20 protein-coding genes and 1 riboswitch are annotated in these 18,537 nt (G+C 60.3%); of the genes, 17 read left to right on the top strand and 3 right to left on the bottom strand.

Translation table 11 applies throughout. The features are described from left to right. The first annotated feature begins 20 nt into the window (after positions 1-20). From leuS to lipA, 13 genes are all read left to right on the top strand, one after another. Positions 21-2,603, top strand: coding sequence for a leucine--tRNA ligase (gene leuS / locus AAIE04_RS01570; RefSeq protein ID WP_025160042.1), 2,583 nt, complete (start codon positions 21-23; stop codon positions 2,601-2,603). Between the two features lie 14 nt (positions 2,604-2,617). Next, positions 2,618-3,178, top strand: coding sequence for an LPS assembly lipoprotein LptE (lptE, locus tag AAIE04_RS01565; protein WP_063918890.1), 561 nt, complete (start codon positions 2,618-2,620; stop codon positions 3,176-3,178). Further along, positions 3,175-4,209, top strand: a complete 1,035-nt coding sequence (gene holA / locus AAIE04_RS01560; RefSeq protein ID WP_019454082.1) for a DNA polymerase III subunit delta — start codon at positions 3,175-3,177, stop codon at positions 4,207-4,209. The genes lptE and holA overlap by 4 nt, the downstream gene beginning before the upstream one ends. Continuing rightward, a complete protein-coding gene (nadD, locus tag AAIE04_RS01555) occupies positions 4,199-4,861 on the top strand; it encodes a nicotinate-nucleotide adenylyltransferase (RefSeq protein ID WP_025160044.1) in 663 nt (220 codons plus the stop codon). Before holA ends, nadD begins: the two co-directional genes overlap by 11 nt. Positions 4,862-5,055: 194 nt before the next feature. Further along, on the top strand, positions 5,056-5,373 hold the full coding sequence (gene rsfS, locus AAIE04_RS01550) for a ribosome silencing factor (RefSeq protein WP_016928774.1): 318 nt from the start codon (positions 5,056-5,058) through the stop codon (positions 5,371-5,373). Positions 5,374-5,376: 3 nt separating this feature from the next. Further along, positions 5,377-5,847 carry a 23S rRNA (pseudouridine(1915)-N(3))-methyltransferase RlmH gene (rlmH, locus tag AAIE04_RS01545; RefSeq protein ID WP_004940002.1) on the top strand — a complete coding sequence of 157 codons (471 nt, stop codon included), beginning with the start codon at positions 5,377-5,379 and terminating at the stop codon, positions 5,845-5,847. Between the two features lie 38 nt (positions 5,848-5,885). Then, positions 5,886-7,781, top strand: a complete 1,896-nt coding sequence (gene mrdA / locus AAIE04_RS01540) for a peptidoglycan DD-transpeptidase MrdA (protein ID WP_019454084.1) — start codon at positions 5,886-5,888, stop codon at positions 7,779-7,781. An 8-nt stretch (positions 7,782-7,789) separates the two neighbouring features. Next, complete coding sequence (mrdB, locus tag AAIE04_RS01535; RefSeq protein ID WP_004940006.1) at positions 7,790-8,902, top strand: peptidoglycan glycosyltransferase MrdB; 1,113 nt, start codon at positions 7,790-7,792, stop codon at positions 8,900-8,902. A 10-nt stretch (positions 8,903-8,912) separates the two neighbouring features. Further along, complete coding sequence (gene rlpA / locus AAIE04_RS01530; protein ID WP_019454085.1) at positions 8,913-9,998, top strand: endolytic peptidoglycan transglycosylase RlpA; 1,086 nt, start codon at positions 8,913-8,915, stop codon at positions 9,996-9,998. Positions 9,999-10,178: 180 nt separating this feature from the next. Beyond that, a complete protein-coding gene (dacA, locus tag AAIE04_RS01525) occupies positions 10,179-11,390 on the top strand; it encodes a D-alanyl-D-alanine carboxypeptidase DacA (protein WP_019454086.1) in 1,212 nt (403 codons plus the stop codon). 104 nt (positions 11,391-11,494) lie between these two features. Beyond that, positions 11,495-11,761, top strand: a complete 267-nt coding sequence (gene ybeD, locus AAIE04_RS01520; protein WP_004940012.1) for a DUF493 family protein YbeD — start codon at positions 11,495-11,497, stop codon at positions 11,759-11,761. Between the two features lie 134 nt (positions 11,762-11,895). Continuing rightward, the gene (gene lipB, locus AAIE04_RS01515) at positions 11,896-12,564 is read left to right on the top strand and encodes a lipoyl(octanoyl) transferase LipB (protein ID WP_025160045.1); all 669 of its coding nucleotides are present in this window, start codon (positions 11,896-11,898) and stop codon (positions 12,562-12,564) included. Continuing rightward, positions 12,557-13,522, top strand: a complete 966-nt coding sequence (lipA, locus tag AAIE04_RS01510) for a lipoyl synthase (protein WP_025301835.1) — start codon at positions 12,557-12,559, stop codon at positions 13,520-13,522. The genes lipB and lipA overlap by 8 nt, the downstream gene beginning before the upstream one ends. A gap of 94 nt (positions 13,523-13,616) precedes the next feature. On the opposite strand, the gene tatA is transcribed toward lipA, so the two are convergent. Beyond that, positions 13,617-13,835, bottom strand: a complete 219-nt coding sequence (tatA, locus tag AAIE04_RS01505) for a Sec-independent protein translocase subunit TatA (protein ID WP_019454089.1) — start codon at positions 13,833-13,835, stop codon at positions 13,617-13,619. Positions 13,836-14,053: 218 nt separating this feature from the next. Between tatA and AAIE04_RS01500 the strand changes: the two genes are divergently transcribed. After that, a complete protein-coding gene (locus AAIE04_RS01500) occupies positions 14,054-15,121 on the top strand; it encodes a diguanylate cyclase (RefSeq protein ID WP_019454090.1) in 1,068 nt (355 codons plus the stop codon). A gap of 1 nt (position 15,122) precedes the next feature. On the opposite strand, the gene AAIE04_RS01495 is transcribed toward AAIE04_RS01500, so the two are convergent. Then, positions 15,123-15,551, bottom strand: coding sequence for a GNAT family N-acetyltransferase (locus tag AAIE04_RS01495; RefSeq protein WP_154747754.1), 429 nt, complete (start codon positions 15,549-15,551; stop codon positions 15,123-15,125). Positions 15,552-15,634: 83 nt separating this feature from the next. Further along, positions 15,635-15,697, top strand: a riboswitch (Fluoride riboswitch). Between the two features lie 79 nt (positions 15,698-15,776). On the opposite strand from AAIE04_RS01495, the gene crcB reads away from it, so the two are divergent. From crcB to AAIE04_RS01480, 3 genes are all read left to right on the top strand, one after another. Beyond that, on the top strand, positions 15,777-16,160 hold the full coding sequence (gene crcB / locus AAIE04_RS01490; protein WP_019454092.1) for a fluoride efflux transporter CrcB: 384 nt from the start codon (positions 15,777-15,779) through the stop codon (positions 16,158-16,160). A 288-nt stretch (positions 16,161-16,448) separates the two neighbouring features. Continuing rightward, on the top strand, positions 16,449-17,045 hold the full coding sequence (locus tag AAIE04_RS01485) for a TetR/AcrR family transcriptional regulator (protein WP_063918885.1): 597 nt from the start codon (positions 16,449-16,451) through the stop codon (positions 17,043-17,045). Positions 17,046-17,051: 6 nt separating this feature from the next. Further along, positions 17,052-18,242 (top strand): multidrug effflux MFS transporter, encoded by a 1,191-nt coding sequence (locus tag AAIE04_RS01480; protein WP_019454094.1) that lies wholly within the window; start codon positions 17,052-17,054, stop codon positions 18,240-18,242. Positions 18,243-18,299: 57 nt separating this feature from the next. On the opposite strand, the gene cspE is transcribed toward AAIE04_RS01480, so the two are convergent. After that, positions 18,300-18,509, bottom strand: a complete 210-nt coding sequence (gene cspE / locus AAIE04_RS01475) for a transcription antiterminator/RNA stability regulator CspE (protein ID WP_004940030.1) — start codon at positions 18,507-18,509, stop codon at positions 18,300-18,302. Positions 18,510-18,537 lie beyond the last annotated feature (28 nt).

The raw sequence follows: 18,537 nt of genomic DNA, 5'->3' as shown, positions 1-18,537 counted from the left end.
CTACAGGACCACCGGCCGCCATGCAAGAGCAATACCGTCCAGAAGACATAGAATCGAACGTACAGCTTCACTGGCAAGAGAAGCAGACTTTCAAAGTTACCGAAGACGACAGCAAGGAAAAGTACTACTGCCTATCCATGCTGCCTTACCCGTCCGGCCGACTGCACATGGGCCACGTTCGTAACTACACTATCGGCGACGTGATCTCGCGCTATCAGCGCATGCTGGGCAAAAACGTACTGCAGCCGATCGGCTGGGATGCGTTCGGCCTGCCGGCGGAAGGCGCAGCGGTGAAAAACAACACCGCGCCGGCCCCGTGGACCTACGACAACATCGAATACATGAAGAACCAGCTGAAACTGCTGGGCTTCGGCTACGACTGGGATCGCGAAATCGCCACCTGCCAGCCGGAATACTACCGCTGGGAACAGTGGTTCTTCACCAAGCTGTATGAAAAAGGCCTGGTCTACAAGAAGACCTCGGCAGTGAACTGGTGCCCGCACGATCTGACCGTGCTGGCCAACGAACAGGTTATCGACGGCTGCTGCTGGCGCTGCGACACCAAGGTCGAGCGTAAAGAGATCCCGCAGTGGTTCATCAAAATCACCGCCTACGCCGATCAGCTGCTGAACGATCTGGACACGCTGGAAAGCTGGCCGGAGCAGGTGAAAACCATGCAGCGCAACTGGATTGGCCGCTCCGAAGGCGTGGAAATCACCTTCGACGTGGCGGACAGCGAAGAGAAGCTGACGGTTTACACCACCCGCCCGGACACCTTCATGGGCGCCACCTACGTGGCGGTCGCCGCGGGCCACCCGCTGGCGCAACAGGGCGCGCGCAACAACCCGGCGCTGACCGAGTTCATCGACGAATGCCGCAACACCAAAGTCGCCGAAGCCGAAATGGCGACGATGGAGAAGAAAGGCATGCCGACCGGCCTGTTCGTTGTCCATCCGCTGAGCGGCGAGAAGCTGCCGGTGTGGGTCGCCAACTTCGTGCTGATGGAATACGGCACCGGCGCCGTGATGGCGGTACCGGCGCACGACCAGCGCGACTGGGAATTCGCCACCAAATACGATCTGCCGATCAAGCCGGTGATCCTGAACCTCGACGGCAGCCAGCCTGACGTGAGCGCCGAAGCGATGACCGACAAAGGCGCGCTGTTCAATTCCGGCGAGTTCGACGGCCTGGATAATGAAGCGGGCTTCAACGCCATCGCCGACAAACTGGTCGCCAAGGGCGTGGGCCAGCGTAAGGTCAACTACCGTCTGCGCGACTGGGGCGTTTCCCGTCAGCGTTACTGGGGTGCGCCAATCCCGATGGTGACGCTGGAAGACGGCACCGTAATGCCGACGCCGGAAGACCAGCTGCCGGTGATCCTGCCGGAAGACGTGGTCATGGACGGCATCACCAGCCCGATCAAGGCCGACCCTGAGTGGGCGAAAACCACCGTCAACGGCCAGCCGGCGCTGCGCGAAACCGACACCTTCGACACCTTTATGGAGTCCTCCTGGTACTACGCGCGCTACACCTGCCCGCAGTATGACCAGGGCATGCTGGATCCGGCCGCCGCCAACTACTGGCTGCCGGTCGATCAATATATCGGCGGTATCGAACACGCCATCATGCACCTGATGTACTTCCGTTTCTTCCACAAGCTGATGCGCGATGCGGGCCTGGTGGATTCGGACGAGCCGGCCAAACGTCTGCTGTGTCAGGGCATGGTGCTGGCCGACGCCTTCTACTACACCGGCAACAGCGGCGAGCGCGTCTGGGTATCCCCGGTTGACGCCACCGTCGAGCGCGACGACAAGGGCCGCATCACCAAGGCCACCGATCCGCAAGGCCGTGAACTGGTCTATGCTGGCATGAGCAAAATGTCGAAGTCGAAGAACAACGGCATCGACCCGCAGGAGATGGTGGAAAAATACGGCGCGGACACCGTGCGTCTGTTCATGATGTTCGCTTCACCGGCAGAAATGACGCTGGAGTGGCAGGAATCCGGCGTGGAAGGGGCGAACCGCTTCCTGAAACGCGTGTGGAAACTTGCCTACGATCACGTGGAAAAAGGCGCGGTACAGCCGCTGGACGTGGCGGCGCTGAACGAAGATCAGAAAGCGCTGCGCCGCGATCTGCACAAAACCATCGCCAAGGTGACCGACGATATCGGCCGCCGTCAGACCTTCAACACCGCGATCGCCGCCGTGATGGAGCTGATGAACAAACTGGCCCGCGCGCCGCAGGAGAGCGAGCAGGATCGCGCGCTGCTGCAGGAAGCGCTGCTGGCCGTAGTTCGCATGCTGTATCCGTTCACCCCACACGTGTGCTTCACCCTGTGGCAGGCGCTGGGCGGCGAAGGCGACGTGGACACCGCGCCATGGCCGGTTGCCGACGAGCAGGCGATGGTCGAAGACTCCAAGCTGGTGGTGGTGCAGGTGAACGGCAAGGTTCGCGCTAAAATCACCGTATCTGCCGATGCGACCGAAGAGCAAGTGCGCGCGCGCGCTGCCGAAGAGCATCTGGTGGCTAAATATCTGGACGGCGTCACGATTCGCAAAGTGATCTACGTTCCGGGCAAACTGCTTAACCTGGTTGTGGGTTAACACAAGGAGGAGTTGTGCGACAACGTATTCTGACGCTGTTGCTGGGGTTGGCGGTGCTGGTCACCGCCGGCTGCGGTTTTCACCTGCGTGGCACCACGCAGGTGCCTAATGAAATGAAAACGCTGATCCTGGACAGCGCCGACCCTTACGGCCCGTTGACGCGTGCAGTGCGTGAGCAGCTGCGCCTGAACGACGTGACTATCGTCAGCGATCCGAAGCGTAAAGACGTGCCTTCCCTGCGCATCCTCGGCGCGACGGAAAGCCAGGATACCGCCTCGATCTTCCAGGACGGTAAAACCGCCGAGTACCAGCTGGTGCTGACCGTACAGGCCCAGGTGCTGATCCCGGGGCATGACCTGTATCCGCTGTCGGTGAAAGTGTTCCGTTCGTTCTTCGACAACCCGCTGACCGCGCTGGCCAAGGACTCCGAACAGGAGATCATTCGCCAGGAAATGCGTGAGCAGGCGGCGCAACAACTGGTGCGCAAACTGCTGACCGTGCATGCGGCGGAAGAAGAGAACCGGCAGAAAGCCGCTGCCGTCGGCGAACGAGCGGCAAGCCAAACCGCACAATGATCCGCATTTACCCGGAACAACTTGCCGCGCAGCTCCGAGAGGGGCTGCGCGCTTGTTATTTATTGAGCGGCAATGAACCGCTGCTGCTGCAGGAAAGCCAGGATTTACTCCGGCAGGCCGCGCAACAGCAGCAGTTCAGCGAGCACTACAGCATTTCCCTCGACGCCCATACCGACTGGGACGCCATCTTCGGCATCTGCCAGGCGATGAGCCTGTTTGCCAGCCGCCAGACGCTGCTGCTGATCTTCCCGGAAAACGGCCCAACGGCGCCGATCGGCGAGCAGTTGAGCAAACTCGCCACGCTGCTGCACGACGATATTCTGTTGATCCTGCGCGGCCCGCGCCTCACCAAAGCGCAGGAAAACAGTGCCTGGTTCAAGGCGCTCAGCCCGCACGGCGCCCTCGTCAGTTGCCAGACGCCGGAACAGGCGCAGCTGCCGCGCTGGGTCGCCGCACGCGCCAAAGCGATGAAGCTGGAGTTGGACGACGCCGCCAATCAGCTGCTGTGTTACTGCTACGAAGGCAACCTGCTGGCGCTGTCGCAGGCGTTGGAGCGGCTGTCGCTGCTGCACCCGGACGGCAAGCTCACGCTGCCGCGCGTCGAACAGGCGGTGAACGACGCCGCCCACTTCACGCCGTTCCACTGGCTGGACGCCCTGCTGGCCGGCAAGAGCAAGCGCGCCTGGCATATTCTGCAGCAGCTGCAGCAAGAGGACGTGGAGCCGGTGATCCTGCTACGCACTCTGCAGCGCGAACTGCTGCTGTTGCTGACGCTGCAGCGCCGCATGGCGTCTGCGCCGCTGCGCACGCTGTTCGATCAGCACAAGGTCTGGCAGAACCGCCGCCCGCTGGTGACCCAGGCATTGCAACGCCTATCCGGTCCCCAGTTGCAGCAGGCGGTACAGCTGCTGACGCAAATCGAGCTGACGCTCAAGCAGGACTATGGCCAGTCGGTCTGGCCGGAACTGGAAACCCTGTCGATGCTGCTGTGCGGCAAACCCCTGGCCACGAGTTTTACCGATGCCCACTAATCCGGAACACCCCACCGTATTGCACGCGCTGTTCGGCGGCACCTTTGACCCGATCCACTATGGCCATCTGCGGCCGGTTGAGGCGCTGGCCGCCGAAGTGGGCCTGAATCGCGTCACGCTGCTGCCTAACCACGTGCCGCCGCACCGCCCGCAGCCGGAGGCCAATGCGCAGCAGCGCCTGAAGATGGTCGAGTTGGCGATCGCCGGCAATCCGCTGTTTGCGGTCGACGATCGCGAACTGCACCGCACCACCCCCTCCTACACCATCGAGACGTTGGAAACGATTCGTAAAGAGCGTGGCGCCGCCCAGCCGCTGGCGTTTATTATTGGCCAGGACTCGCTGCTGACGCTGCATAAATGGCACCGCTGGCAGGCGCTGCTGGACGTCTGTCATTTGCTGGTGCTGGCGCGCCCAGGCTATAACGATCGCATGGACACGCCGGAGCTGCAGCAGTGGCTGGAACGCCACCGCACCGCCGACCCGGCGCTGCTCAGCCGCCGCCCGCACGGCCATATCTACCTGGCCGATACGCCGGAGCTGGAAATTTCCGCCACCGAGATCCGCCAGCGCCGCCATCAGGGCCTCAACTGCGACGACCTGCTGCCCCGCTCGGTGCAGCGCTATATCGAGTTGCAGGGTTTATATCGCTAGCGAAAGGTGCGTGATATACTGCGCCGCTATTTTTCAGGTATCCGCTGAAAACCCCGGAAACCTTAGCTGGCCGGGCAGTCACCAGTTAGCTGGCTTTCAGCGGCAGCCTGCCGAAACCATTATCCGGTTACGCCGCAGCGCGCGCATTTTGCCCGCCGCAGCCGACTGAACAGAACACACCCGAGGGGGAACCTTTGCAAGGTAAAGCGCTCCAAGATTTCGTCATCGATAAAATCGATGACCTGAAAGGCCAAGACATTATCGCTCTGGACGTACAGGGCAAATCCAGCATCACCGATTGCATGATCATCTGCACCGGCACCTCGACGCGTCACGTAATGTCGATCGCCAGCCACGTGGTGCAGGAATCCCGCGCCGCAGGCATGGAACTGTACGGCATGAAAGGCCAGGAAGCCTCCGACTGGATCGTGGTCGATCTGGGCGAAGTGATCGTGCACGTGATGCAAGAAGAGAGCCGTCGCCTGTACGAGCTGGAAAAACTCTGGAGCTAAGCGGTGAAACTGCAATTGGTGGCGGTCGGCACCAAAATGCCAGACTGGGTGCAAACCGGCTTTATGGATTACCTGCACCGCTTTCCCAAAGATATGCCGTTTGAGCTGACCGAGATCCCGGCGGGCAAACGCGGCAAAAACGCCGACATCAAACGCATTCTGGACAAGGAAGGCGAACAGATGCTGGCGGCGGTGGGCAAAGGCAACCGCATCGTTACGCTGGATATCCCGGGCACGCCGTGGGAAACGCCGCAGCTGGCGCAGCAGCTTGAACGCTGGAAGCAGGATGGCCGCAACGTCAGCTTGCTGATCGGTGGCCCGGAAGGGCTGGCGCCCGCCTGCAAAGCCGCTGCCGAGCAGAGCTGGTCACTTTCTCCGTTGACACTGCCGCATCCTTTGGTGCGCGTTCTGGTGGCCGAAAGCCTCTACCGCGCCTGGAGTATTACTACAAATCATCCTTACCACCGGGAATAGCCGGTGGTGACCGTGACAGAGTGAAATAAAGCAGCGGGATGAAAATAGAACGTAACCCTTTTCGCGACTATACGGCTGAATCCGCCCTGTTTGTACGCCGCGCCCTGGTGGCGTTCTTGGTCATCCTGGTGCTGTCCGGCATCCTGATCGCCAACCTGTATAATCTGCAAGTGGTCCGCGTCGAGGATTACCGCACCCGCTCCAACGAAAACCGCATCAAGCTGGTGCCCATCGCGCCCAGCCGCGGCATTATCTACGATCGCAACGGCACCCCACTGGCGCTCAACCGCACCATTTACCAGCTGGAGCTGATGCCTGAAAAAGTCGACGATCTCAAAGCCACGCTGCAGGCGCTGCGCCCGGTGGTCGATCTGACCGACGACGACATCACCAATTTCGAAAAAGAGCGCAAGCGCTCGCGCCGTTTCGTCTCGATTCCGGTGAAAACCGCGCTGACCGAAGTACAGGTCGCCCGCTTTGCGGTCAATCAATTCCGCTTTCCCGGCGTGGAAGTGAAAGGCTACCAGCGCCGCTACTACCCTTACGGTTCCGCCCTCACCCACGTTACCGGCTACGTGTCGAAGATCAACGACCGTGACGTCGAGCGCCTGGACAAAGACGGCAAGCTGGCCAACTACGCCGCCACCCACGATATCGGCAAGCTGGGCATCGAACGCTACTACGAAGACACGCTGCACGGCAAAACCGGCTATGAAGAGGTCGAGGTCAACAACCGCGGCCGGGTGATCCGCCAGCTGCACGAGCAGCCGCCTTCCGCCGGTCAGGACGTTTACCTGACGCTCGATCTCAACCTGCAGCGCTATATCGAACAGCTGCTGGTCGGCAGCCGCGCCGCCGTGGTGGTGAGCGATCCGCGCACCGGCGCCATCCTGGCGATGGTGTCTAACCCGAGCTACGATCCGAACCTGTTCGTCGACGGCATTTCCAGCAAGGACTATCAGGGGCTGCTGAACGATCCGAATCGCCCGCTGATCAACCGCGCCACGCAAGGGGTCTACCCACCCGCCTCGACGGTGAAACCTTACATCGCGGTGTCGGCGCTGAGCGCCGGAGTGATCACCAAGAATACCGTGGTGTTCGATCCCGGCTGGTGGCAGCTGCCCGGCTCGGAAAAACGCTTCCGCGACTGGAAAAAATGGGGCCACGGCCGCCTGAACGTCACCAAGGCGCTGGAAGAATCCGCAGATACCTACTTCTATCAGGTCGCCTATGACATGGGGATCGATCGGCTGTCGAGCTGGCTGACCAAATTCGGTTACGGCCAGTACACCGGCATCGATCTGGCCGAAGAGCGCTCCGGCCTGATGCCGACGCGCGAATGGAAGCTGAAACGCTATAAGAAACCGTGGTATCAGGGCGACACCATTCCGGTGGGCATCGGCCAGGGTTACTGGACCGCCACGCCGATCCAGATGGCCAAGGCGCTGAACACCCTGATCAACGATGGCACGGTCAAAACGCCGCACCTGCTGCAGAGTACCCGCGTCAACGGCGCGCTGGTGCCGTTCAAACAGGAAGAAGACACGCAGATCGGCGATATTCACTCCGGCTTCTGGGAAATCGCCAAAGACGGCATGTACGGTGTGGCCAACCGTCCGAACGGGACGGCGCGCAAATACTTTGCGGACGCACCTTATAAAGCCGCGGCGAAATCGGGCACCGCACAGGTCTTCGGTTACGAAACCTACAACGCCCACAAACTGGCGGAACACCTGCGCGATCACAAGCTGATGACCGCCTTCGCGCCGTTCAACAACCCGACGGTGTCGGTCGCCATCATCCTGGAAAACGGCGGCTCCGGTCCGGCGGTGGGCACCATCACCCGCCAGATCCTCGACCACATCATGCTGGGCGACAACAATACGCAATTGCCAAGCGAGGCTCCGCTGCCGCCTGGCGTAGAAGGTGACTAAGGTAGAACATGACTGAAAGCCAACAAAAAGGCTCGATCTGGACCAAAATCCACATCGACCCGACGTTCCTGCTGCTGATCCTGGCCCTACTGGTCTACAGCGCCTTCGTGATGTGGAGCGCCAGCGGCCAGGACATCGGCATGATGGAGCGCAAGATCGGGCAGATCGTCATGGGGCTGATCGTGATGGCCGTCATGGCGCAGATCCCGCCGCGCGTCTACGAAAGCTGGGCGCCCTATCTGTATATCTTCTGCGTGATTTTGCTGATCCTGGTGGACGCCTTCGGGCAGATCAGTAAAGGCGCCCAGCGCTGGCTGGATCTCGGCGTGGTGCGCTTCCAGCCGTCGGAAATCGCCAAGATTGCCGTGCCGCTGATGGTGGCGCGCTTTATGAACCGCGACGTCTGCCCGCCTTCACTGAAAAACACCGCCATCGCGCTGGTGCTGATCTTCCTGCCGACGCTGCTGGTGGCCGCGCAGCCGGATCTGGGCACGTCTATCCTGATCGCCGCCTCCGGCCTGTTCGTGTTGTTCCTGTCCGGCATGAGCTGGAAGCTGATCGCCGTCGCCGCCGTCGCGCTGGCGGCCTTTATCCCGGTGCTGTGGTTCTTCCTGATGCACGGCTATCAACGCGACCGCGTAATGATGCTGCTCGATCCGGAGAGCGACCCGCTCGGCGCCGGATACCACATTATTCAATCGAAGATCGCCATCGGCTCCGGCGGCCTGTCCGGCAAGGGTTGGCTGCACGGCACCCAGTCGCAGCTGGAGTTCCTGCCGGAGCGCCATACCGACTTTATCTTCGCCGTTCTGGCCGAAGAGCTGGGGTTGATCGGGGTGTTGGTGCTGCTGGCGCTCTACCTGCTGGTGATCATTCGCGGGCTGATGATCGCCGCCAAGGCGCAAACCACCTTCGGCCGCGTGATGGTCGGCGGCTTGATGCTGATTTTGTTCGTTTATGTCTTTGTTAACATCGGTATGGTCAGTGGCATTTTGCCGGTAGTTGGCGTACCTTTGCCTCTGGTCAGTTACGGGGGTTCGGCGCTGATAGTGTTGATGGCCGGTTTCGGCATCATCATGTCGATCCACACGCATCGGAAAATGCTGTCTAAAAGTTTATAAGAGGTGAGTAATGCGTAAGGAATGGCTTTGGATCGGCGTCGCGGCGGTGTTGCTCTCCGCCTGTACCGCCCCGACCACGGAACAGCAGGCGCCACAGCAGCCGTACAACGGCCCGGTGGTGGAAATCGGTGGCGTCGAGCCTCAATATGAACCCTATAACCCTAATAACATGCAGGATTATAAGGTTAATGGCGATACTTACCGCATCGTAAAAGATCCGCAGAACTTCTCGCAGACCGGCCTGGCGGCCTGGTACGGCGAAGAAGCCAACGGCAACACCACGGCGCTGGGCGAGCAGTTCGATCCTAACGGCCTGACCGCGGCGCACCCGACCCTGCCGATCCCTAGCTATGTGCGCGTCACCAACCTGGCCAACGGCCGTCAGCTGGTGGTACGCGTCAACGATCGCGGGCCTTATACCAAAGGCCGCATCATCGATCTGTCGAAAGCCGCCGCCGACCGCCTCAACCTGTCCAACAACACCAAGGTCAAGGTAGATTTCATCAACGTGGCGCCGGATGGCACGCTGAGCGGCCCTGGCACCATCGGCACCATCGTGGCGAAACAGAGCTACGCCCTGCCGGCGCGCCCGGATCTCGGCTCCAGCGGCATGGGCACCCCTATCCAGCAGGACGTGCCGGTCGCCAGCGGCGCGGCGGTGCGCCCGATCGATAACAGCACTCTGCGCACCGACGACAATGCCCCAGCCGCCGGCGGCAACGCCGCAAACGGCCGCGGCGGTTTCCTCGGCGCGCCAAGCGCAGTGCCGGCCGGCGTGCTGGAAGGCTCCGAGCCTGAAGCCGCTTCGGTGGCCGCACCGGTTGCGGCCGGCGCCACCGCCGCTGCCGGCATGGCTGCCGCTTCTTCCTCAGGCGGTTACGTGGTGCAGGTCGGCGCGCTGAGCAGCGCCGAGCGCGCCCAAAGCTGGCAGCAAAGCCTGAGCCAGCAGTTTGGCGTCCCGGGCAAAGTGGCGGCCAACGGCAACGTTTATCGCGTTCAGCTCGGCCCGTTCAGCAGCCGTCAGCAGGCGGCCCAGCTGCAACAACGCCTGGCCAGCGAAGCGCAACAACAGTCTTTCGTTACTGCTGCACCCTGAGCATTAAACCCGGCGGGCATTCACGGCCGATAAGCGGTTATTTAGCTGAAACATTTTCTTGCAGCTAAAAGTGCACTAACCGCAATTAGGCAGATGAATGGGTAATGCCTGCCGGGATCGCATCTGCTATAGTGTGGCTCGTTTTTTAACTTTACTTTCACGGATGTTGTAGTCCCGATCATGAAACAAGTAACTTCTTTTCGCTTAATCAAGAGCATCGCATTCGGCACCGTTATCGCAATGGGCGCAGCCTCCGTCGCGCATGCCGATGACGTTAACCTCAAAACCATGATCCCAGGTGTCCCGCAGATCGATGCGGAAGCGTACATCCTGATTGATTACAACTCCGGCAAAGTGCTGGCCGAGATGAACGCCGACGCACGTCGCGATCCGGCCAGCCTGACCAAAATGATGACCAGCTACGTCATCGGCCAGGCGCTGAAAGCCGGCAAAATCGGCCAGGACGACATGGTGACCGTCGGCCAGGACGCCTGGGCGACCGGCAACCCGGTGTTCAAAGGCTCCTCGCTGATGTTCCTGAAGCCAGGCGATCGCGTGCCGGTCTCCAAACTGACCCGCGGCATCAACCTGCAGTCCGGTAACGACGCCTGCGTGGCGATGGCCGACTACGTTGCCGGCAGCCAGGACGCGTTCGTCAACCTGATGAACACCTACGTCAACAAGCTGGGCCTGCAGAATACCCACTTCCAGACGGTGCACGGCCTGGATGCCCAAGGGCAATACAGCTCGGCGCGCGACATGGCGTTGATCGGCCAGGCGCTGATCCGCGACGTGCCGGACGAATACGCGATTTATAAAGAGAAAGAGTTCACCTTCAACAATATCCGCCAGATGAACCGCAATGGTCTGCTGTGGGACACCAGCCTGAACGTCGACGGCATCAAAACCGGCCACACCGACGCGGCGGGTTACAATCTGGTGGCTTCGGCGACCGAAGGCCAGATGCGTCTGATCTCCGCCGTGCTGGGCGGCCGCACCTACAAAGGCCGTGAAACCGAGAGCAAGAAACTGCTGACCTGGGGCTTCCGCTTCTTTGAAACCGTAGCGCCACTGAAAGTCGGTAAAGAGTTCGCCTCCGAGCCGGTCTGGTTCGGCGACGCCGATCGCGTTGAGCTGGGCGTAGACAAAGACGTCTACCTGACCATCCCGCGCGGCCGCATGAAAGATCTGAAAGCCAGCTATGTGCTGAACACGCCGGAAATTCACGCGCCGCTGGCGAAAAATCAGGTGGTCGGCACCATCAACTTCCAGCTGGACGGCAAAACCATCGATCAGCGTCCGCTGGTGGTGATGAACGAAGTGAAAGAAGGCGGTTTCTTCAGCCGCATCGTGGACTACATCAAACTGATGTTCCACCACTGGTTCGGTTAACGGTTGAAACGGGCGAAATTGCCCCCATATACTGAATAACATTAACTCCCGCCCCGGCGGGAGTTATAATTTATAGATTAGCTAGCACTCTGGAGCGCACGCACATGCAAAAAACTAAACTGAACGAACTGCTCGAATTCCCTTGCTCGTTTACCTACAAGGTGATGGGCCTGGCGCAGCCTGAGCTGGTTGACCAGGTAGTTGAAGTGGTGCAGCGCCATGCACCTGGCGATTACAACCCGCAGGTTAAGCCAAGCAGCAAAGGCAACTACCACTCCGTCTCCATCACCATCAACGCCACTCACATCGAGCAGGTCGAAACCCTGTACGAAGAGTTGGGCAACATTGAAATTGTTCGCATGGTGCTGTAATTCCAGCATAAACCCCTGCTTATCAACCCGGGATGGCGCAGCGTCTTCCCGGGTTGCGCATTTTTGGTCAGCGAAAGGCTGGTCGCAGGCCGGAGCGCCCGGTATAATGGCTTTACCACTTCTGTAACCTGACGATGACTCTTTTGCAACCAGACAAGATCATTTTGCGTCAGCTGGGGTTGCAGCCCTACGCGCCTGTATCCCAAGCCATGCATAACTTCACCGACGGTCGTACCGAGAGCACGCCGGACGAACTGTGGCTGGTGCAGCATCACCCTGTGTTCACCCAGGGCCAGGCCGGCAAAGCCGAGCACGTGCTGATGCCCGGCGATATCCCGGTTGTCCAGAGCGATCGCGGCGGCCAGGTGACCTATCACGGGCCGGGCCAGCAAGTGATGTACGTGATGGTCGATCTGAAACGCAGCAAGGTCGGCGTACGCCAATTGGTCACGGCGATAGAAGATACGGTTATCAACACCCTCGCCCACTTCCGTCTCGAATCGCGCGCCCGCCCGGATGCGCCGGGCGTGTACGTGGGGGAGCAGAAAATCTGTTCGTTGGGTTTGCGGATCCGCAAAGGCAGCTCATTCCACGGCCTGGCCCTGAATGTGGCGATGGATCTCAGCCCTTTCCAACGCATCAACCCTTGCGGTTACGCCGGCATGCAGATGACGCAGGTCAGCGCGCTGGCGCCCGGCGTTGGCATTGAAGACATACACCCAATCCTGGTACAGGAATTTGTTCATTTACTCGGCTACCAGACGGTCGAGCTTCGTAACTGGAACCTGCACGATTATGAGTAAACCAATTCAGATGGAACGCGGCGTCAAATACCGCGATGCTGACAAAATGGCGCTGATCCCGGTCAAAACGGTGGTCACCGAACGGCAGGAGCTGTTGCGTAAACCCGAGTGGATGAAGATCAAACTGCCTGCCGACTCAACGCGCATTCAGGGCATCAAAGCCGCGATGCGCAAGAACGGCCTGCACTCCGTCTGTGAGGAAGCCTCGTGCCCTAACCTGTCCGAGTGCTTCAACCACGGCACCGCCACCTTTATGATCCTCGGTGCCATCTGTACCCGCCGCTGTCCGTTCTGCGACGTGGCCCACGGCCGCCCGATCGCGCCTGACGCCAACGAGCCGGAAAAGTTGGCGCAAACCATCGCCGACATGGCGCTGCGTTACGTGGTGATCACCTCGGTCGACCGCGACGATCTGCGCGACGGCGGTGCTCAGCACTTTGCCGACTGCATCTCGGCCATCCGCGCCAAGAGCCCGAACATCAAAATCGAAACGCTGGTGCCGGACTTCCGCGGCCGTATGGACCGCGCGCTGGAAATCCTCACCGCCACGCCGCCGGACGTGTTCAACCACAACCTGGAAAACGTGCCGCGCGTATACCGCCAGGTGCGCCCGGGCGCCAACTACGAGTGGTCGCTGAAGCTGCTCGAACGCTTTAAAGAAGCGCACCCGGATATCCCGACCAAGTCCGGCCTGATGGTCGGCCTTGGGGAAACCAACGCGGAAATCGTCGAAGTGATGCGCGATCTGCGTCGCCACGGCGTGACCATGCTGACGCTGGGTCAATACCTGCAGCCAAGCCGTCACCACCTGCCGGTGCAGCGCTACGTTAGCCCGGCCGAGTTTGACGAGATGAAAGAAGAAGCGATGGCGATGGGCTTCACCCACGCCGCCTGCGGTCCGTTCGTGCGTTCGTCTTACCACGCCGATCTGCAGGCCAAAGGGATGGAAGTGAAATAACGCGTAATAGTTTGTTACGCTAAAGACGGCGGAAACGCCAAAAAACGGATGTCCGCAAGGCATCCGTTTTTTTATTGTGCGCCATCAGACGGGATTAAACGTCTTTCTTTTCGACGCTCTGCTGAGCGGATTGGCTCTCGGCGGCGTTGTTGCCGGCGGCCGGCGGTGGCGTGCTGTCGTCGCCCACGGCTTTTTTAAAGCCTTTCAGCGCCGCGCCAAGATCGGCGCCGAGCGTGCGCAGTTTGCTGGTGCCAAACAGTAAAATCACCAACACCGCAATCACCAGAAGTTTGGTAATGCTGATACCTTCCATACTCACCTTCTTATCATAGAGCGCTGCGTGAACAGCGAGAAAAACTGACCTTGCCTGCGAATATTTAGCGACTTTCCCCCGGCTCGCACAACCGCAACATGTAACAGAGTGAGATCCATCGCAGGAATGCCACACGGCTTCACGGCGTGAATACCAGACTATTCTTAGTTTATCACCCGCATGATACGCTGCTGTGATACTCATCAGGGAGATGCCGGATGTATATTGCCCCACCCATTTTCGATGCCCGAAAATCCGGCCTCAGCTTCGCCAAACGCACCTATCTGCCCCGCGTGGCCGGTTTGGGACTTGGCTTTATCTGCGTCTGCGCCGCGCTCTACCCGCTGGCTCCGCCAACGGCAGTCTGGCTCTTGCTGGCCTTTCACGGCTTTCTCTGGCCGCATCTCGCCTACCGCCTGGCCTGCCGCGCCAAAGATCCGTTCAAAGCCGAAATTCGTAACCTGTTGATCGACTCCGCCTTCGGCGGCGTCTGGGCGGCGATGATGGCGTTCAATGCGCTGCCTGCGATTGTCATCCTGTCGATGATGAGCATGAACAACATCGCCTCGGCCGGCAAAACGCTGTTTGTGAAAGGATTGATGATTCAGCTGGCCGCCGCGGCGATCGCCGGCGCGCTGCTCGGTTTCCCGTTTCACCCGCAAAGCACCCCGCTGCAAATCTATCTGTGCCTGCCAATGATCTATCTGTATCCGACGCTGCTTGGATTGGTGACCTACCGCACCGCCAAGCGGCTGGCGGAAAAGAAACAGGAGCTGCAGCGCATCAGCACCCGCGATGGGCTGACCGGTTTGTACAATCGCCGCCACTGGGAGCATCTGCTGCATCGCCAGTTTGACAGCTGCCGCCGCTATCAGGACAGCGCCACGCTGATTCTGATGGACATCGATCGCTTCAAAACCATCAACGACACCTTCGGCCATGCGCTGGGGGACGAAGCCCTGGCGGCGCTGGCGGAAGAGCTGCTGATCGGCTTACGCAACGTGGATATCGTCGGGCGTTACGGCGGGGACGAATTTGGCGCGGTACTGCCGAACACCAACGCCGAACAGGCGACAACCGTCCTGCAGCGCATTCAGCAACGGCTGGACGCCGTCAGCTTCAAAGAGGCGCCGCAGCTACGGCTGCAGATCAGCGCAGGCATCGCCAACTACCACCCTGAGTTGGGCGGTTATCTGGACTGGCTGAAAGCCGCCGACGGCGCGCTCTACCGGGCGAAGCAAAACGGCCGCAACCGGCTGGAAACGGCGACGCCGACGGGTGGCTAGCTTACTGACTTAATAGCTTGGCAAAATACTTTGGCGCTTCGACAAAGCCTTCGCGCCGATAAAACGCATGGGCCCGCTCGCGGCGGCTGTGGCAATGAACTTCCAACCGATCGCAGCCGCGACGGTGCGCCAGCGCCTCGCCCTCCGCCAACAGCAACCGCCCTACGCCCGTGCCGCGCGCCCGATCGTCGACGCAAAAATAGCTGATGCGGGCAATATCGCCGGCCAACGCCAGCTGAGGCAGAAAATGCAGCGACAACACGCCCAGCACTTGCTCCTCCTCCACCGCCACCAGCAGCGCCTCATCCGGATGCGCCAACAGTTGCTGCATTCGCTGCGTCAGAAACGCCTCGGTGCCGGGATAATCCAGCGCCGTCATTAATTCGGCGATAGCATGTCGGTCGCTCAGACGCGCCGTTCTGATTTCCATCCGTTTTACCTCGCAGAGTGTCGATACTACAAAATAGGCGGCTTTAGGTGTAACATCCAACGGGTACGGCAAAAAAGGCCGTGCGGCACGCTGGAGATGACATTCCTCCCTAACCGCCTTCACAGGCTGATGATGTCTACGTAACCTCTCGGAGAGAGGCGAGTAGCGTTACGCCTGTCCCTTTCCGAGTCCCGTGAATTTCTCTGATTGAAAGGTAGTTGCCCCATGTTGAGCTCTTTACTGGCCGTATTTATCGGCGGCGGCGTCGGCAGCGTACTGCGCTGGGCGGTAAGCATGAAAATGAATCCGTTGAACGCCCACATTCCGCTCGGTACGCTGATGGTCAATCTGGTCGGCGGTTTTATCATCGGCCTGGCGATGGCGATTTTCACCCGCATGACGCACCTTGATCCCACCTGGAAATTGCTGATCACCACCGGGTTTTGCGGCGGCTTGACCACCTTCTCTACCTTTTCGCTGGAGGTGGTGTACCTGATGCAGGATGGCCGCTTCGGCTGGGCATTGGCCAATATGCTGCTCAATCTGGCCGGTTCGCTGGCGATGACGCTGCTGGCTTTCATGCTGGTCATGTGGGTCAACGGGCGCTAAGTCCTTAATGTTTCCTTAATCTTGCATGCGCATAATCTCATCCAGTACCCCTGACTGGATGAGAAACCGCTATGTTTAGCCTGCCGAAAACCGCCGCCGAAGCGATCGCCGTTGCGCTGTGCCTGCTGATCGTCGCCGCCTTTATCAAATCTTACCTGTTCGCTTAAACGCCTTTTCCCGCAGCACGCGTTCATCTTGCACCCTTCCCGTCGGTTGCACTACAATTGAGAATGAACGTTCACACCCAAAAATGTGAACCCGGCTCACGCGTAGCAAAGGATCGGGCAGATGCTCTCCCCCAACGACACTAAACAGGCCAAGGTGCAGGCGCGCCGCGATCAGATCGTCGAAGCGGCGAAAATCAGCTTCCGCCGCCACGGTTTCCACGCCGCCAGCATGGCGGAAATCGCCCAGGGCTCACAGCTCAGCGTCGGCCAAATCTATCGCTATTTCGCCAATAAAGACGCGATTATCGAGGAGATCGTCAACCGCATCATCGCCAACAAGATGCAGCGCTTGGAAAACCTTGGCGATCACATCAATCTGATCGCCGGCGTGCTGGCGGCGCGCACGCTGTTCCAGCAACCGGGCGAGAGCGAAACCGACCACATGCTGATGCTGGAAGTGACCGCCGAGGCCACGCGCAATCCGGTGGTGGCCAAAATGCTCAGCGACGCTGAAGCGCGGCTGTTTCGCCACGTGTGCCACAACCTGCAGCGGCTGTATCCCCATTTCAGCGCGGAAGAGATCGCCGCGCGGGTGGAGTTTATCGCCGTCATGAGCGAAGGCACCGGTTACCGGATCCTTACCACGCAAAAAGCCGATGCGTCCCTGCTGCGCGATCTGTATCAGCAGGCCATTTCTCATCTGTTCAGGAAATCCTAATCTCTCATGACCAAACACTTAGCCAGACAACGTCTGGTGTACGCCGTCGTGCTTGGCCTGTTGGCCGCGCTGGGGCCGCTGTGCACCGATCTCTACCTGCCCGCCCTGCCGGAGATGGCAGGCGAGCTGAATACCTCCACCGCCGCCGCGCAGCTCAGTCTGACCACCGGGCTGCTCGGTCTGGGCGTCGGCCAGCTGATTTTCGGCCCTTACAGCGACAAACTGGGCCGCATGCGCCCGCTGCTGCTGTCGCTGATCCTGCTGCTGGGCGCTTCGCTGTGGTGTGCGCTGGCGCCCACCATCGACCAGTTGCTGATCGCCCGTCTGCTGCAGGGCATCGCCGGCGCCGGTGGGGCGGTGATTTCCCGCGCCATCGCCCGCGATCTGTATGCCGGGCATGAGCTGACCCGCTTCTTCGCCTTGCTGATGCTGGTCAACGGCCTGGCGCCGATCGTCGCGCCGGTGCTGGGCGGCGTCATGCTGCAGGTGATGAACTGGCGCGGCATCTTCGGCGTGCTGGCGGCCATCGCGGTGCTGCTGTTCAGCCTGTCGGCGCTGAAGCTACGCGAATCCCTGCCGGTCGAGCGCCGCAGCCAGGGCGGCATCCTGGCGATGCTGATGTCGCTGGGCAGTCTGTTGACCCAGCGCTATTTCATGGGGCTGTGCCTGACGCAGGGCTTCGTGATGGCCGGCATGTTCGCCTATATCGGCGCCTCGCCTTTCGTCTTGCAGCAGATCTACGGCCTCAGCCCGCAGATGTTCAGCCTGTGCTTCGCCATTAACGGCGTCGGGCTGATCATTGCGGCGCAGCTGGCCAGCCGCCTCAGTTCTCGTTGGGGTGAGCGCCGGGTGTTGAAGAGCGGGCTGACGCTGGCAGCCGTCGCGTCGCTGTTGCTGCTGTTGGCCGCCGCGCTGCACGCGCCGCTGGTATTGCTGCTGGTGCCGCTGTTCTTCTCGGTGGCGGTGATCGGCATCGTCGGCCCGACCGCCTCTTCGCTGGCGATGCAAAGCCAGGGTGACAAAGCGGGCAGCGCCTCAGCCTTGATCGGCGTGTGCATGTTCGCGCTCGGCGCCTGCGCCGTGCCGCTCACCGGGCTGGGCGGCACCTCGAGCCTGTCGATGGCGCTGACCATCGTCGGCTGCTACGCCGTCGCCATCCTGCTGTTCAGCCTGTTGGCCCGCCGCAGCGAAGCATAATGCGTCCAATAAAAAACCCGCTCAATGAGCGGGTTTTAAGAAATTCAGCTACGCAGCTTAGATAGCAGTAACGTTAGCGGCAGATGGGCCTTTGGCACCGTTCGTGATTTCAAATTCTACACGCTGGCCTTCAGCAAGCGTTTTGAAACCGTTGCTAACGATGGCAGAGAAGTGAACGAAAACGTCCTTGCTACCATCTTCCGGAGTAATGAAACCGAAGCCTTTGGATTCATTAAACCACTTAACGCTACCTTTAATCTTAGACATCAAACTTACCTTTAACGTGAATGAAAGA

This window comes from Serratia sp. Ae19-1, from assembly GCF_059801225.1.
Note: the sequence above shows the minus strand (reverse complement) of the source record. Positions and strands in the feature narration are given on the sequence as shown.